The sequence below is a fragment of the Rhodococcus sp. MS16 genome, from assembly GCF_013277795.1.
Taxonomy (GTDB): domain Bacteria; phylum Actinomycetota; class Actinomycetes; order Mycobacteriales; family Mycobacteriaceae; genus Rhodococcus_F; species Rhodococcus_F globerula.
In genome coordinates this window covers 275,540-289,359 of the sequence record NZ_VBTM01000005.1, presented here as the reverse complement: position 1 = coordinate 289,359, position 13,820 = coordinate 275,540, and the positions used below count along the sequence as shown (strand labels likewise).

The 13,820-nt window shown below is 62.3% G+C and carries 13 protein-coding genes; 7 read left to right on the top strand and 6 right to left on the bottom strand.

All coding sequences use genetic code 11. The annotated features are described in order from the left end of the window. The first annotated feature begins 21 nt into the window (after nucleotides 1–21). Nucleotides 22–1,053, top strand: a complete 1,032-nt coding sequence (locus FEZ60_RS14175) for an alpha/beta hydrolase (protein ID WP_033235528.1) — start codon at nucleotides 22–24, stop codon at nucleotides 1,051–1,053. Nucleotides 1,054–1,065: 12 nt separating this feature from the next. On the opposite strand, the gene purU is transcribed toward FEZ60_RS14175, so the two are convergent. After that, entirely contained in the window at nucleotides 1,066–1,953 is an 888-nt protein-coding gene (gene purU / locus FEZ60_RS14170) for a formyltetrahydrofolate deformylase (RefSeq protein WP_172936332.1), read from the bottom strand. Between the two features lie 64 nt (nucleotides 1,954–2,017). On the opposite strand from purU, the gene deoC reads away from it, so the two are divergent. Next, nucleotides 2,018–2,683, top strand: a complete 666-nt coding sequence (gene deoC, locus FEZ60_RS14165; protein WP_033235526.1) for a deoxyribose-phosphate aldolase — start codon at nucleotides 2,018–2,020, stop codon at nucleotides 2,681–2,683. A 37-nt stretch (nucleotides 2,684–2,720) separates the two neighbouring features. Here the strand turns inward: deoC and FEZ60_RS14160 are convergent, their stop codons facing one another. Continuing rightward, nucleotides 2,721–4,241 carry an HNH endonuclease signature motif containing protein gene (locus FEZ60_RS14160; RefSeq protein ID WP_172936331.1) on the bottom strand — a complete coding sequence of 507 codons (1,521 nt, stop codon included), beginning with the start codon at nucleotides 4,239–4,241 and terminating at the stop codon, nucleotides 2,721–2,723. A gap of 79 nt (nucleotides 4,242–4,320) precedes the next feature. Next, a complete protein-coding gene (locus FEZ60_RS14155; RefSeq protein WP_033235524.1) occupies nucleotides 4,321–5,091 on the bottom strand; it encodes a DUF2993 domain-containing protein in 771 nt (256 codons plus the stop codon). A gap of 126 nt (nucleotides 5,092–5,217) precedes the next feature. On the opposite strand from FEZ60_RS14155, the gene FEZ60_RS14150 reads away from it, so the two are divergent. The 3 genes from FEZ60_RS14150 (at nucleotide 5,218) to FEZ60_RS14140 (ending at nucleotide 9,494) form a co-directional block, all read left to right on the top strand. Beyond that, nucleotides 5,218–5,796 (top strand): hypothetical protein, encoded by a 579-nt coding sequence (locus tag FEZ60_RS14150; RefSeq protein WP_092803323.1) that lies wholly within the window; start codon nucleotides 5,218–5,220, stop codon nucleotides 5,794–5,796. A gap of 147 nt (nucleotides 5,797–5,943) precedes the next feature. Further along, nucleotides 5,944–7,383, top strand: a complete 1,440-nt coding sequence (locus FEZ60_RS14145; RefSeq protein WP_092802191.1) for an Ig-like domain-containing protein — start codon at nucleotides 5,944–5,946, stop codon at nucleotides 7,381–7,383. 83 nt (nucleotides 7,384–7,466) lie between these two features. Then, entirely contained in the window at nucleotides 7,467–9,494 is a 2,028-nt protein-coding gene (locus FEZ60_RS14140) for an Ig-like domain-containing protein (protein ID WP_172936330.1), read from the top strand. Between the two features lie 72 nt (nucleotides 9,495–9,566). Here FEZ60_RS14140 and FEZ60_RS14135 read toward each other — a convergent pair whose 3' ends face one another. From FEZ60_RS14135 to FEZ60_RS14125, 3 genes are read right to left on the bottom strand one after another with little or no spacing between them, the layout of a single operon-like run. After that, complete coding sequence (locus FEZ60_RS14135) at nucleotides 9,567–10,355, bottom strand: hypothetical protein (RefSeq protein WP_033235520.1); 789 nt, start codon at nucleotides 10,353–10,355, stop codon at nucleotides 9,567–9,569. 6 nt (nucleotides 10,356–10,361) lie between these two features. After that, nucleotides 10,362–10,862, bottom strand: coding sequence for a DUF2505 domain-containing protein (locus FEZ60_RS14130; protein WP_045063896.1), 501 nt, complete (start codon nucleotides 10,860–10,862; stop codon nucleotides 10,362–10,364). A gap of 60 nt (nucleotides 10,863–10,922) precedes the next feature. After that, nucleotides 10,923–11,420 (bottom strand): DUF2505 domain-containing protein, encoded by a 498-nt coding sequence (locus FEZ60_RS14125; RefSeq protein ID WP_033235518.1) that lies wholly within the window; start codon nucleotides 11,418–11,420, stop codon nucleotides 10,923–10,925. Nucleotides 11,421–11,494: 74 nt separating this feature from the next. On the opposite strand from FEZ60_RS14125, the gene FEZ60_RS14120 reads away from it, so the two are divergent. Together FEZ60_RS14120 and FEZ60_RS14115 are read left to right on the top strand one after the other, a co-directional pair. After that, entirely contained in the window at nucleotides 11,495–12,538 is a 1,044-nt protein-coding gene (locus FEZ60_RS14120; RefSeq protein ID WP_045066586.1) for a UDP-N-acetylmuramate dehydrogenase, read from the top strand. 33 nt (nucleotides 12,539–12,571) lie between these two features. Beyond that, nucleotides 12,572–13,768, top strand: coding sequence for an Ig-like domain-containing protein (locus FEZ60_RS14115; RefSeq protein WP_033235517.1), 1,197 nt, complete (start codon nucleotides 12,572–12,574; stop codon nucleotides 13,766–13,768). Nucleotides 13,769–13,820: the final 52 nt, after the last annotated feature.

The window sequence follows — 13,820 nt, the reverse complement described above, 5'->3', positions numbered from 1 at the left end:
AATTCAGTCAGGGGTACATGCATGTCCAGCAGTTCGCGAACCACCACACTCCGGGTATTGGCCGGAGTTGCCGGAGCCGGAGCGTTTGCGGCAGCCGTCGCCGCTATCCGTCGTCGTAGCTCCACCAGAGGGCTCACTCTCGTTGCCGACGTCGAACCGAACGCACTCTTGAAGACCCCGACGTTCAAAGCGGACATCAGCGAACTGACCACCGAAGACGGCGCGATCATCAACATCCGGGCATACGGCCCCGTCGACGGTGATCCCATTGTTCTCAGTCACGGCTGGACCTGCTCAACCGAATTCTGGTACCCACAGGTCAACGCGCTGGCCGGCGAGTACCGGGTCATCACGTACGACCAGCGCGGACACGGACGCAGTACTGTCGGCACCCTTCCGCTTGGGCCCGACGTACTCGCCGACGATCTCTCGGCAGTGCTCGGAGCGACCGTCCGTGAAGACAAGAAAGCCGTCATTGTCGGACACAGCATGGGCGGCATGAGCATCATCGCGTGGGCCGGAAAGCACCCCGGCGACGTCAAGAAGTACGCGTCGGCGGTAATGCTGGCCAGCACGGCAAGTGACCGTCTGATTGCCGAAACCACCGTGATTCCGCTGCCGGAACGCTTCCCGCGGGTGCCGGTTCCGGTCGGCCGCGCCATCCTTAGCTCGCCCGTGCCATTCGTGTCCTCGGGCGCGATGACCAAGGCGATCCAGTACGTCTCGATGTCGCCCAACGCCACCAAAGCCGAAGTTCAGTTCTGCGAGAACATCGTTCGAGAGTGCAAGCCGCGCATCCGCGGCGGTTGGGGAGCGGCACTGAGCACTCTCGACATTCACGAGGGACTCGACAATCTCGAAGTGCCGACCACCGTGCTCGTCGGATCACTCGACCGACTCACGCCACCCGTCCACGCACGCAAACTTGCGCAGGTGCTCGACGAAGCCGGCAACCTCGAACGGCTGATCGTGATTCCCGGTGTCGGTCACATGTCGTCCATCGAGAGCATCGACGAATTCGACCGCGAGATCGTGCGGTTGCGCAATCTCTAGCTGAACGCCCTGCTAGCTGAACACCACAGTCTTGCGGCCGTGCACCAACACCCGATCTTCGAGGTGCCACCGCAAACCGCGAGAAAGAACAAGCTTTTCGATATCGCGACCCTGGCGGACCATGTCGGCAACATCGTCGGCATGGTCGACGCGGATCACGTCCTGCTCGATGATCGGGCCGGCATCAAGTTCCGCGGTGACGTAGTGGCACGTCGCACCGATCAGCTTCACACCCCGAGCAAAAGCCTGGTGGTACGGGCGGGCCCCGATGAACGACGGCAAGAAGCTGTGATGGATGTTGATCGCGCGGCCCGCCCAGTGCTCGCACAGTGACTGCGGCAGAACTTGCATGAACCGAGCCAGGACAACCGCGTCCGGGTCATGGGCGTCGACCAGGGCGCTCACCTTCTCGAAGGACGGTCCGCGTTCGGCCGGGTCCTTGGGAAAGGGAACGTGGTGGAAGTCGATCCCGTGACGCTCGGTCACGCTGCGCAAATCCTCGTGGTTTCCGATGACGGCGCTGATTTCGGCTGGGAGTTCGCCGCCGGCCGCGCGTCCGAGGAGGTCGTGAAGGCAGTGACCTTCCTTGCTCACCAGCAGGACGATTTTCTTGGGAGCCCCCGAATCGTGCAGCGTCCACTCGGTTTCGGGTCCGATCTCGGCGGCAACGGCCTTGAAACGCTCACGCAGTTCCTCGATGCTGATACTCACCGACGATGCCCGCACTGCCTGACGAGTGAAGAACCAACCGGTGTCCGCGTCAGCGTGATACGCCGCTTCGACGATCCAGCCACCGACATCGGTGAGGAAAGACGAAATGCGCGCGACGATGCCCGTCGTGTCCGGGCAGCCGAGGGAGAGTACGTAGCGTCGATCATCAGTCGAGGGTGCAGCGGTCATACCGCCTAGTCTCTCAGGTGTCGCAGTGCCGCTCGACGCATGGTCGTATGCCAAGCTTTCTTTCATGGCCCACGCTGCGCTCACTCGTTCACAGGTTGCCGCAATGGTCGACCACACCCTGCTCAAACCCGAAGCCACGGCCGCCGACGTCACGGCGTTGATCGACGAGGCCCGGGAATTGGGCGTTCTCGCTGTGTGCGTCTCACCGTCGATGCTGCCGATCCGGGCCGACGGTCTGATCACCGCCGCGGTGGTCGGCTTTCCGTCCGGCAAGCATCACTCCTTGGTGAAGGGTGCCGAGGCTCGTCTTGCCGTTGATCAAGGTGCCCGCGAGATCGACATGGTCATCGATGTCGGGGCAGCACTCGCCGGTGACTACAACGCTGTGCTTGCCGATGTACTCACCGTCCGTGAAGCCATGGGCGAGCACGCGGTGCTGAAGGTGATCCTCGAGACTGCGGCACTGCCCGACGAAGCGATAGTCGAATGCTGCCGCGCGGCAGTACATGCGGGCGCGAACTTCGTGAAAACTTCCACAGGTTTCCATCCCGCCGGCGGGGCAAGCGTCGAGGCTGTTGCGTTGATGGCCAAAACCGTCGGGCCGTCGGTGGGAGTCAAAGCCAGCGGTGGAATCCGCACGACGCAGGCAGCACTCGACATGATCGCTGCCGGTGCCACCCGCCTCGGGCTTTCGGGAACCCGTGCTGTGCTCGACGGTCTGGGGGAGTAGCACTGGATTACCCGATCGGAAGTGATTCAGACCTGATTCAAAACGGTGGCGGGTCGTTGCCGTAGTCGACGGGTTTGTGGGGCACCTGCTTTCGGGGTGTGGAGATCGGGAAGGTTTGCCGCCGTTTGCGTTCCGCATTCTTCGCCGCCCGGTTTTGAATCTTGACGCGGCGATGTTTGCGTTCACTTCGGATGTGGGCGGCTTTGTTCTCCAGTCGAGTTCGTCGCGGTTTGCCGCCTTCCGGTGGCGGTGGTTCCTGCATCCCCGTGAGTAGTCCGGCAGCCCTGGTGCGGTAGCAATGACCGGTCTGCGAGGTCAAGGTGAGGCTGCGATCCGGATTCGGGTGGAGTTGCCACTTGCCGGAATGCTTGAGGCGGTGATGGTTGCGGCAGAACGCACTCAGATTCGACGCAACCGTCTTGCCACCCTGTGCAGCGTCCGCGTGGTTGAACGGATCGTTGTGGTCGAGGTCGCAGTTCCAGGCTGGGACATCGCAGTGCGGCCATTGGCAGCTTCCCGCGATGACCCGCAGCCAGGTGTCGAGTGCCGCGCCGGGGCGGTACACCGATGCCGACGCGGGCTCATATGTCGGTTCGGGATCTGCGGGTACGCGGACTTCTTTTATCGTGGCGTCTTTTGCGATGTCGCGGGCATGTTCGGCGCTGATCACCCCGAACCCGTCGAGATGCGCAGGTTCATCCGATCCTGCGTGCAGTGCGGAATCGTGTATCACCACATGCACGAGTGGCCGGCGAATGATGACAACACCGCTACGATCCTGCGGGCAATCACCGCGGTCGCAGTCACACACCAACACCGTCGAACCGCTCACCAGGGCGCCCAAGGCATCGGCTCGGCGCTGTTCGTACGTGCGGGAATCGTGGCGGCACACCGACATGGCCAATTCCCGCAACCTGCCGTCGAAGGCGCGGGCTTGTTCGGCCGGGATACTGCCCAGGATGCGAGCCATGCCGTCTTCGGCGGCGCTGACTCCGACAAACCTGTCGGCGAGGGCGCGGCGGCGTCGTTCCCGCATACCTTCCGGATCGACTCGGGCCACGATCCGGTCGATCGCCGCCGTCAACCGCCGACCCGTCAACCCCGTCCCACCGTCCACGAGTGGAGCGAGAACCTGCTCGAGCAGCAAGCGTTCTACTTCGTCGATCAGCTCGTCACCGACATTTGCGGTCGCGGACTCGATCAGCCCGACCCGGTAGAAGTCGAGTTCACCGCGGGCCATCGCGGCCCGTGTGCGATGCAACCGCGTCTTCAACGCAAAACCCAAACCGATGAGCTTCCCGGCAGCAGCCCGTCCCATCGTCAGGACCGCGCCGACCTCGGATTCGGCGAGCTCGTGCGCCGACGACGTCCACGTACCGCCCTCGACATGCTCGGCACTACGACGGGTGAAGAACTCCGCCACCACCGCCAGTTTCCGCTCGACCAACATCGCTTCACATGAATGCAATTCGGCCATCAAATCGACGAGGGCGCAATCGGTTTCGGTACCACTCAGCTGTGCTGAGATACCGAAAATTCCCACCCCCGGATCGAACATTCCCCAACCGTAATCGAAATCCTGTTCGAATAGAACAGTTATTCGAAATCAGTCGGAAAAGTCCGATAACAGGTAGAGATCAGGTGAGAATTCCGCAGCTGTCAGGGACTGCGGATGCATTCTGGGCCGAGGCATTGGCAACGGGCATCGCGTAGGCGCCGCCCTCGAGTGAAATCTCGATCGCGTCATCGGTAACGGTGAGCTCGGTGGGCTTCATGTCCAACGGGTAGGTCTGCAGGCTGTCGGTCAGAGTCTGGACGATGCCGTCGACCAGGTCGGTCGGAAGTCCGAATCCCAGGATCTCGGCGCCGACGGTTTGTACGTCGACAACTCCGTTCGAGATAGTCGGCTTGACCGTGAGCTTCGCGAGACCTGCCGGTCCGACGTCGAAGGCCAAAGTTCCCGCGGCGGAATCAGCCGTGACACCGGTGACAAGTCCGCCGAAGGTCTGTTCCTGGAGGGTGGCCAGGATTCCGGCAGTGGACCAGGTGACATCGGCGCTCGAGCTTCCGATGGTTCCGCTGTTTCCGTCGGACGGTTGGAGATTGATGTCGTTGACCTTTGCGTGGACCTGCATTCCCGTTGCCGGCCCGAATGACGAATCGTCACTGTCGATGGTGATGTACGGGACCTTCTTGTCGATGGCCTGAAGCAGGACAGGCTTCCAGCTCAAGCCCACGTCTACCTGCGAGCCGAGTTCACTCTGAAACTGGTCGGCCATGCAGCTTTTGACTTGATTGCGAACGTAGAGTTCTCCGCCGACAAGCGCTGCGACCAGTACAGCGATCACGACGAGCAGGATGATGAGCACACGGTTGCGCGGGGGCGCGTTGTTTGCTGCGACAGTCATCTCAGGGATTCTTCCCGACGACTCTGAACGAACTCTGTGAATACGCGCCCATCCGATACTGTGATCTGAAACACAGAATGCCGTAGCCTGGCGGAAAAGCGCTCCAGACGGTCACCGGAGGTGGTCATGGCTCCAGACTATGAAGCACTCGAATTGTTGGCACTGCGCCAATGTGGGTTTGTTGCGACTGATCAGGCCGCCGCCCTGGGTTTTTCCGGCAGTGACTGGGACTGGCTCTTGGAATCCGGAACCTGGATTTCGGAGTGTCCGGGGCTGTTCCGACTGGATCGGGTACGCCGCACCGCGATGGACGAGTTTGCCAAATGGTGTACGTGGTTTGCCGGCCGAGCAACCGTTTCGCACTACAGCGCTGCCGAACTTCACGGTCTCGGCCACTTACAACCACGGTTCCTGCACTTGTCCGTCGGAGTGCCCGTTTCGGCGCCGACTCGTCAGCTTGCTCTGCACCGATGCTTGCTCGCGGAATCGGAATGCGAGCAGTTCGGAGCCATTCGAATTACGACGCCGGTGCGTACTGTCCTCGACATTGCGTCGGGTGGCATTTCCCAGGACCTGCTCAACGAAGTGGTGTCCGACGGCGTCGCGATCGGTCGACTCGACGCCCATGAGTTGTACCGCTCGTGCGAGAACGCCGCCGTCGACGTGGCTGTTCGCGTGGAATTGGCACTCACCGCAAGCCTGTAGTGGTAACCGACCTTGTGCCAAATGCACCAATTTGGCGAAAAGGGTAGTTGCGTTACAGGCAAAGGGATAACGTCACGGCATCAAAGCAGATGGACACTTGTCCTAGACACCTGTACTGGACGCCTGTCTGCTCCGTCGTCGAGAGGGATGTCTGTGAGTGGTGTTCGCCGTGTTGTCGGTGGTCTGAGTGTGTTTGCTGTTGCTGCGGGTTTCGTGGCGGTTGCGGGTGTCGGGGTTGCGGGGGCTGCTCCGGTGACGGCTGAATTCAATTCGAGTGGTTACAAAATCACTCGAACAATCAGTGACGGGACGCCGTCCGAAGGTGATGTGATCACCTCCACCACGGTATTCAAGCGGACCGACTTTGTGGTCAATTATCTGTACGCGGTTCGGGATTTTCATCCGTCGTGCATGACGTATGTCGAGGGTTCGGCGAAGGTGAACGGGAAGGCGTACGCGCCGGAGACTCCGGTGAGCACTGACTCGGTGCGCGTGAGCGCGAGCATCACCGATTGGCCGTTGTATCAGAACAATACGAAGTCGTTCGAGTTTCAGTATCGGGTCGGCGCAGGGTGTGAGCGCGGTAATGATTTGGCGAGCACAGTGCATTTCGACGGTTCGGCTTGGGTGAATGACACGACAAGCGGTCGTGGTCCGTCGATCAATGTTCGGAAGAACGTGTCGTCGACGGTCGTGTCGCCGGTTAGCGGTGCCCAGGTGGGTCAACCGGTGACGTTGAGCGCGACGGTGACCGGTGGTGCCGACGGTGATTCGGTGGAGTTCTTCGACGCAGGTTCCAAGATCGGCGCCGGCGCGCTCGCCAATGGTGTTGCCACACTTGACTGGACACCGACCACTCGTGGGAATCACTCGATTACCGCGAAGTTCGCCGGCACCGCGCGAGCTGTCGAGTCGACATCGGCGGCGCTGAACGTGAACGTCTCGCAGGCTGATTCTCCGTCGACTACAGCGCTGGCGCCGATCTCGGGCGCTCAGGTGGGTAAGTCGACCACCCTCAAGGCGACGGTGTCTGCGCCGGGAACGGGTGGGACGGTGACGTTCAAGGTCGGTACGACGGTTCTGGCTTCGGTGCCGGTCGCAGGCAATGGCGAAGCCACTTACGCCTGGGTTCCGACGGTTGCGGGCGCGCAGACGGTTGAAGCTGTGTTCGCGGGCCGATCCGGTGTCACCGGGTCGAGCACCACAGCGAGTACGACAGTTGCCGAGCAACCAGTCGGAACGACAAATTCCACAACAGTTCTCAGCGCCGGAGCGGGTCAAGTCGGTGTTGCGCAGACCGTTTCGGCTCAGATCAACCCGGCAAACGCCGGTGGCACAGTCACCTTCAAAGACGGTGAGTCGGTCATCGGCACAGCAACGGTCGATTCTTCCGGCAAGGCCGGCATTTCGTGGACGCCGGCAACTCAGGGCCAGCGCGTCGTAACGGCCGAGTACTCGGGCGCCGGAACAGTGACGGCTTCGGCCGATCAGGTCTCCGTTCAGATCGCAGCACCCGTCGACGGCGGAGAGCCAGGTACAGGCGGAACAGGTTCGCTCGGCAACCTTGGAAACATCTTCGGCTCCTAAGACATTCGACACCTGGTGATGCCCCGTCCGCGTGAAGCGGTGGGGCATCACCCATATCGCTCGCTTCTCGAGAAGGAAAATCTATGTCTGTTGGTTCTGCACGCCGTGTTGTCGGTGGTGTGAGTGTGTTTGCTGTTGCTGCGGGCTTCGTCGCGGCTGCCGGTGTCAGTGTCGCGGGTGCTGCTCCGGTGACGGCGGAGGGAAATGTGCACGGTTACCAGGTTGTGCGCACTATTTCGAACGGAACGCCCAGTGCGGGTGAGACGATTACCGTGAAGTCAGTACTGACTCGAACTGGTTCCCTCGAATACTTGCAGCAGGTTAAGGATGTTCATCCGGATTGTCTTTCCTATGTGACGGATTCGGCCAAGGTTGACGGTTCGGTGATCGGCCGTGACAAGGTCGAGGTTGCTGCCGACTACGCGAAGATCTCTGGCAGTTGGGCGGTCTACTGGGATGGTGGTCTGATCAATCCGAAGTACCGAACGGTTGAGTTCAGTTATACGGTCGGTGCGGGTTGTGCTCGTGGTGTGGATTTGACGACTGAGTTGCATGTGAGCGGGACTTTGGGGTCGGGGCAGCTCAAGGGTGTCGGTCCGTCGATCAGCGTGGCGAAGAACGTGTCGACGACGACGCTGTCCCCTGCCAGTGGTGTTCAGTTGGGGCAGTCAGTTCCGCTGAAGGCGACGGTTACCGGTGGCGCCGACGGTGATTCGGTGGAGTTCCTGGACGGTGGCACCACGATCGGCACTGGCACGCTGGCCAATGGTGTTGCCACACTGGCCTGGACACCGACCGGCGTCCGCACACACACCGTGACGGCCAAGTACCTCGGCAACACGAAGGTGGCAACCTCGACGTCGTCGGCAGTCGACGTCGTTGTGTCCGAAGCGGACAAGTCCACGGCAACCACGATCACCGGCCCAACGACTGCAGACGCAGGTGAGTCCGTGACTCTCGAGGCTTCGGTCTCGCCTGTGCCGGTGGGCGGCACGGTGCAGTTCAAGGACGGCACAACCGATCTCGGTAGCGCAACGACCGTCGATGCCAGCGGCAAGGCCTCGCTGACGGGTTCCTATGCAGCCGGTGAGCATTCGATCGTGGCGGTGTACTCCGGTTCCGGTCTTTACCAGACCTCGACGTCGACGCCGCATACCTTGACGGTCGCTCCCGTCGTGGTCGAGCAGAGCACAACGACCACACTCGTCGGTCCGTCGAGCGCTTCGACAGGAGAGGAATTGTCGTTTACTGCCACGGTGTCGACCGGCTTTGCGGGCGGCACGGTGCAGTTCAGGGAAGGGGCCAGAGATATGAGCTCGCCGATTCCCGTAGACGCCTTGGGTAAAGCCACGATCACACCGACGTTCAACGACGCCGGTGAATACAACATCACCGCAGTGTTCTCCGGTTCGGGGAACTTCCTGGGTTCGACCTCGAGCGTTCAGACTGTGAAGGTCGCTGCGCCGGCTCCCGTCGATCAGCAGACCCAGACGGTCTTGACTGTTCCCGCGAACGCAAAAACCGGTACGGCAGTGGGTCTTTCCGTGACGGTTACGCCGGCTCCGTCAGGTGGCACGGTGCAGTTCAAGGACGGTTCGGGCACTCTCGGCTTGCCCGTGGTGGTTGTCGACGGCAAAGCGTCGATTATGCATGAGTTCGGCAGCGTCGGTACTCACGACATCACGGCGGTGTACTCGGGTGCGAGCGGATTCCTCACCTCTACCTCGGCCGTGCAAGCGATTTCGGTCACGGCTCCGGCCGCAGAAGATCAGGAAACGTCCATCACAGTGAGCGCTCCGGCGTCCGCCACGAAGGGCACAAAGGTAGATCTGGCTGCTGCCGTTGTACCCACGCTCAACGGCGGGACGGTCCAGTTCATGGACGGCGCCACCCCGATCGGCGGACCGGTTGCCGTAGTGAACGGTAAAGCCACACTCTCGCATGCCTTCACCGAGGTCGGCGATCGTCGGATCACCGCGGTGTTCAGCGGAACTGACGGATACCTCGGTTCCGAGACGCAGGCCGGCGTCACCGTCAAGGTCACGGCAGAGCCCGGCACCGGCGCTCCGACCGGTTCGCTCGGAGACCTGGGCGCCATCTTCGGTTCCTAGCTCGAAGCAGCATTGACGAAAGGCCCCGCCGCGGAGAACACCTCCGCGGCGGGGCGCTTCGTGTCTGTGAGGTCAGGGGTTCGGGGCGACAACGTGCCAGGGCACGGTCAGGATGCAGTCACGCACGCGTCGCCGCGCCGGTTGAACCGGAATGCCCTGCCCACGAAGTATTTCCAGTGCCGCCGCCCAGCGGTGTCTGGGGCCGAACGACGCATGGGGCGCCGCAGTGGCCCACGCGCGATCCGCGGCCGTGAGTAGCGCGTGAATCGGTTCTCCCGGAACATTGCGGTGAATGAGGGCCTTGGGCAACCGTTCTGCGATGTCCGACGGTTTCTCGATGTCGAAGGGATCCCACGCCAAGGTGAGGGTCAGGGGTCGGTGCGCATCGAGCAGCACCCAGGCGCACCGACGCCCCAGCTCGTCGCACGTCCCGTCGAGGATCAAACCGCCAGGCGCCAAACCGGACTGAATGTGCGACCACGCCGATTCCACCGCGTCTTCGGGGTACTGGCGCAAAACGTTGAAAGCGCGAACGAAAATCGGTGACAGGCCGGCCAATTCGAACCCGCCGCGCGCGAAACTGACTCCGTTGCGGCTTTCCACCACGCGGGCGGGGTCGATTTCGAGTCCGATGACCCGGCGGTCGCGTCGTACCGCGGTGAGGCGGTCGGCCATCTCGAACGTCGTGTCGGGGCGGGCGCCGTAGCCGAGGTCGACGATCAAGGGGTCGGCAGCGTCGTGCAGTGCCCGTTGAACGGCCCGGTTGTGCACGAGCCAGCGGTCGCTGCGCCGCAGACGGTTGATGCCGGTTGTGCCGCGTGTGATGACACCCTCGATCTTCGGGGGTGGAGCAGTCCTCACCGGGGGTCAGCGAGCGGCGAGCCAGGTCGCGGTGACCTGAGCTTCGGTGCGGAACAGGTCGACAAGATTGGTGAGCATCAGCTCTTCCAACTTTCCGCCGACAAAGGGGATGTGCACTTTGGCTTCCGACGACGTCCGCAAGGTGCAGCCTGTTTCGGTGCCGAACAGTTCCATGGTTCCGGTGAGACTGCCCGGTCCGGCCGGGATGGAGGCCTCGTAGGTTCCGGTTACCGTGTCACCGAACGGGCTGTAGGACTCGGTGCGCGTGATGATCAGGTCGTTGCGCATGACGGTCTGCGCGATATCGGGCAGATCGGTGCGGGGCAGGACGTGGTGCAGGACGAGTTCGATTCCGGAATCGCTGACCTCGAAATGTTCCACCCGATTTTCGGAATGCTTGCGCATCTCTTCGACCCGGGCGTCCCAGTATCCGCGATCGGTCAGTGCTTCGTAGACCTGTTCGGGGGAGTGCTGGTAGCGGGCGGAGTAGTCGATGCGTCGAGCCATGATCGCAAACGATACCGGCTACCTGCTGTTACAGAAAAAACCTACCCCGCCCGCAATGCCCTATTTTGCGATCCAGTCCCGCGTGAAGTCCTGCTCCGCCTCGATCAGACGGGTGACCTCGTCGACGATCGCGCTTTCGATCTTGCCGCCGAAAATCGGGATCTTGACCTCGACCTCACCGGTGGCACTCAAGGTGCAACCCGTGTCGTCTCCGCTGAGCACCTGGGTGCCCTCGATGCGGGCAGGGACGCCGTCGACGTGCGCCGAGAAGGTTCCCGTCGCGGTTCCGCCGTTGAGCGGTGCGATGGTCTCGCTGCGCTTGATGACGATGTCACCCTTGATGAAGTTGGAGACCATGGAGGGAAGGTGCTCGGCCGGAATGACCTGCGACATGGTGACTGCGACGGTTTCGTCCCGGACAGTCAGTTCGTCGATGGTGGCGCCAGGGCCACCTACTGCGGCGATACGGTCACGCCAGTACTGCTCCGACGTCACCGCCTCATGGACCTTGGCGACGGGGACGGTGTACTTCGATGAATGCTCGATGCGACGGCTCACGATTGTGGAGGCTACCGTTTACCGATGTGTGGGACGTAACCATTGGCCAACGCGTCGTAGATTCCGGCGCTTTCGTGTCCGAGAACATTGACCTGTCCGGATTGACGACGCTCCGGGTAGGAGGACCTGCGCGGCTGCTCGCGGAATGCCCGACGACGCAGTCTCTGGTCGACGTCGTTCGGCTTCTCGATCGTGAAAACGTGCCGACGCTGATCTTGGCGGGCGGGTCGAATCTCGTCATTTCGGACGAGGGTTTCGACGGAGTTGTGGTTCGTGTGGCGAACACCACGGTGACCCTCGACACGGATCGTGTTGTCGCAGAGGCAGGCGCCGTGTGGGACGAGGTGGTCGGTCAATCCGTCGCCGCGGAATTGGGCGGACTCGAAGCCCTGTCGGGGATCCCTGGTTCGACGGGCGCAACCCCGGTGCAGAATGTCGGCGCATACGGCGTCGAGGTGGGCTCGCGACTTCGGCGGGTCCAGTTGCTCGATCGCCGCACCGGAGAGGTGTCCTGGGTCGATCCGTCGACTCTGCAACTCGGCTACCGCTCGAGCGTCCTCAAGCATTCGGACGCAGCGCTGGTTCTGGCGGTCGAACTCGACGCGACAACGGATGGACTGAGCGCGCCCCTGGCTTACCGGGAACTGTTCACGGCACTCGATGCTCAGGAAGGTGATCGATTGCCGTCGTCGCAGGTCCGCGAAGCTGTTCTGGGTTTGCGCGCCGGTAAGGCGATGGTGCTCGACCCTTACGATCACGACACGTGGAGCGCGGGTTCCTTCTTCACCAATCCGGTTGTGCCCGAGGATCGGTTGCCCGCAGTTCTTTCCGCTATTACGACGCAGCTCGGGGATGTGACTGTCCCGCAGTATCCGGGGGTCGGCGGAACCAAGCTGTCGGCGGGGTGGCTGATCGAACGAGCCGGCTTTTCCAAGGGATACCCGGGCGAGGACGCGCCGGCTCGGTTGTCGACTCGTCACACACTCGCCCTGACAAACCGCGGCGACGCGAAGTGCTCGGACATCGTGGCTCTCGCCCGCACCGTGCGAGACGGCGTGGACGCCGCGTTCGGTGTGCGTCTCGAGCCGGAACCGGTCACCGTGGGTTGCCGGATATGAGCTGACAATCGTTAGCGCGGGTAGCCTGTTGAGGTGCATCAGCTGGGTATTCGGAGAAAACGTTCGCGTCTTGCTGCTTTGGTAGCTGTTCTGCTTGCGGCGATGCTCGCTGTTGCGGGATGCACCATCGGTGGCGCCGAGACGGCCGGCGAGGCATCACCAGCTGACAAGGCACCCGTTGCGCAGGTTGTCGAGACGCCGGTTGTCGGTGCCAGGGACGTCAGCCCGATCGCCCCGGTATCCGTCACAGTCACCGGCGGCACTCTCGACGAGGTTGCGCTGAACAACTCGGCGGGTACCCCCGTCGCAGGTCAGCTGTCTGCGGACCGGACGTCTTACGTCGTCAGCGAGGCTCTCGGGTACGCGGCCACGTATTCGTGGTCTGGTTCCGCCACCGGCACGGACGGAAAAACCGTTCCCGTCGAGGGCAGTTTCACAACGTTGGCACCCGATTCGCAGACCGGCGGCACCCTCAACATCGCCGACGGTCAGGAAGTCGGAATAGCAGCGCCGATCACCCTCCAGTTCGACAACTCCGTCGTCGACAAAGCAGCAGTGGAGAAGGCGCTTGTTGTCACGAGCGTTCCGGCGACCGCAGGTTCATGGGCGTGGCTGCCGGACGATAACGGGGGCTCGCGCGCGCATTGGCGTCCCGCCGAGTACTGGGTCCCGGGAACCGTCGTTCATCTGGACGCGAAGCTGTACGGACTGAACTACGGCGGCGGCGCGTACGGCGATCAGGACCTCACTCTCGATTTCACTATCGGTCGTAGTCAGATCGTGAAGGCAAACGCGCCCAGCCACCGTATGCAGGTCGTCCGCGACGGCCAGACGATCATGGACATCCCCGTCAGCTACGGCGAAGGCAACGAGGCCCGCAACGTCACGCGCAGCGGCATCCACATGGTGACCGAGAAGTACGAAGATTTCCTCATGTCCAATCCGCCGTTCTACGAGAACGTCCGCGAACGGTGGGCCGTTCGCATTTCCAACAACGGTGAGTTCATCCACGCAAACCCGCAAACCACGGGAGTTCAAGGTTCGTCGAACGTCACCAACGGATGTATCAATCTCTCGATGTCGGATGCGCAGGAGTATTTCGGAACCGCGCTGTACGGCGACCCCGTCGAGGTGACCGGGACGTCGATCGACCTCTCCGCCGCCGACGGCGACATCTACGACTGGGCGATCGATCTCCCGACCTGGAAGTCCATGTCCGCGCTCGCCTGAGCCGCAAGAATCTTTTCTGTCGGCGGAACCCCTGGCATCACCGATGCGTCTA

Coding starts and splice junctions, on each gene's coding strand:
- FEZ60_RS14175 (WP_033235528.1), top strand. CDS start 22: ATGTCCAGCAGTTCGCGAACCACCACACTCCGGGTATTGGCCGGAGTT.
- purU (WP_172936332.1), bottom strand. CDS start 1,953: ATGACCGCTGCACCCTCGACTGATGATCGACGCTACGTACTCTCCCTC.
- deoC (WP_033235526.1), top strand. CDS start 2,018: ATGGCCCACGCTGCGCTCACTCGTTCACAGGTTGCCGCAATGGTCGAC.
- FEZ60_RS14160 (WP_172936331.1), bottom strand. CDS start 4,241: ATGTTCGATCCGGGGGTGGGAATTTTCGGTATCTCAGCACAGCTGAGT.
- FEZ60_RS14155 (WP_033235524.1), bottom strand. CDS start 5,091: ATGACTGTCGCAGCAAACAACGCGCCCCCGCGCAACCGTGTGCTCATC.
- FEZ60_RS14150 (WP_092803323.1), top strand. CDS start 5,218: ATGGCTCCAGACTATGAAGCACTCGAATTGTTGGCACTGCGCCAATGT.
- FEZ60_RS14145 (WP_092802191.1), top strand. CDS start 5,944: ATGTCTGTGAGTGGTGTTCGCCGTGTTGTCGGTGGTCTGAGTGTGTTT.
- FEZ60_RS14140 (WP_172936330.1), top strand. CDS start 7,467: ATGTCTGTTGGTTCTGCACGCCGTGTTGTCGGTGGTGTGAGTGTGTTT.
- FEZ60_RS14130 (WP_045063896.1), bottom strand. CDS start 10,862: ATGGCTCGACGCATCGACTACTCCGCCCGCTACCAGCACTCCCCCGAA.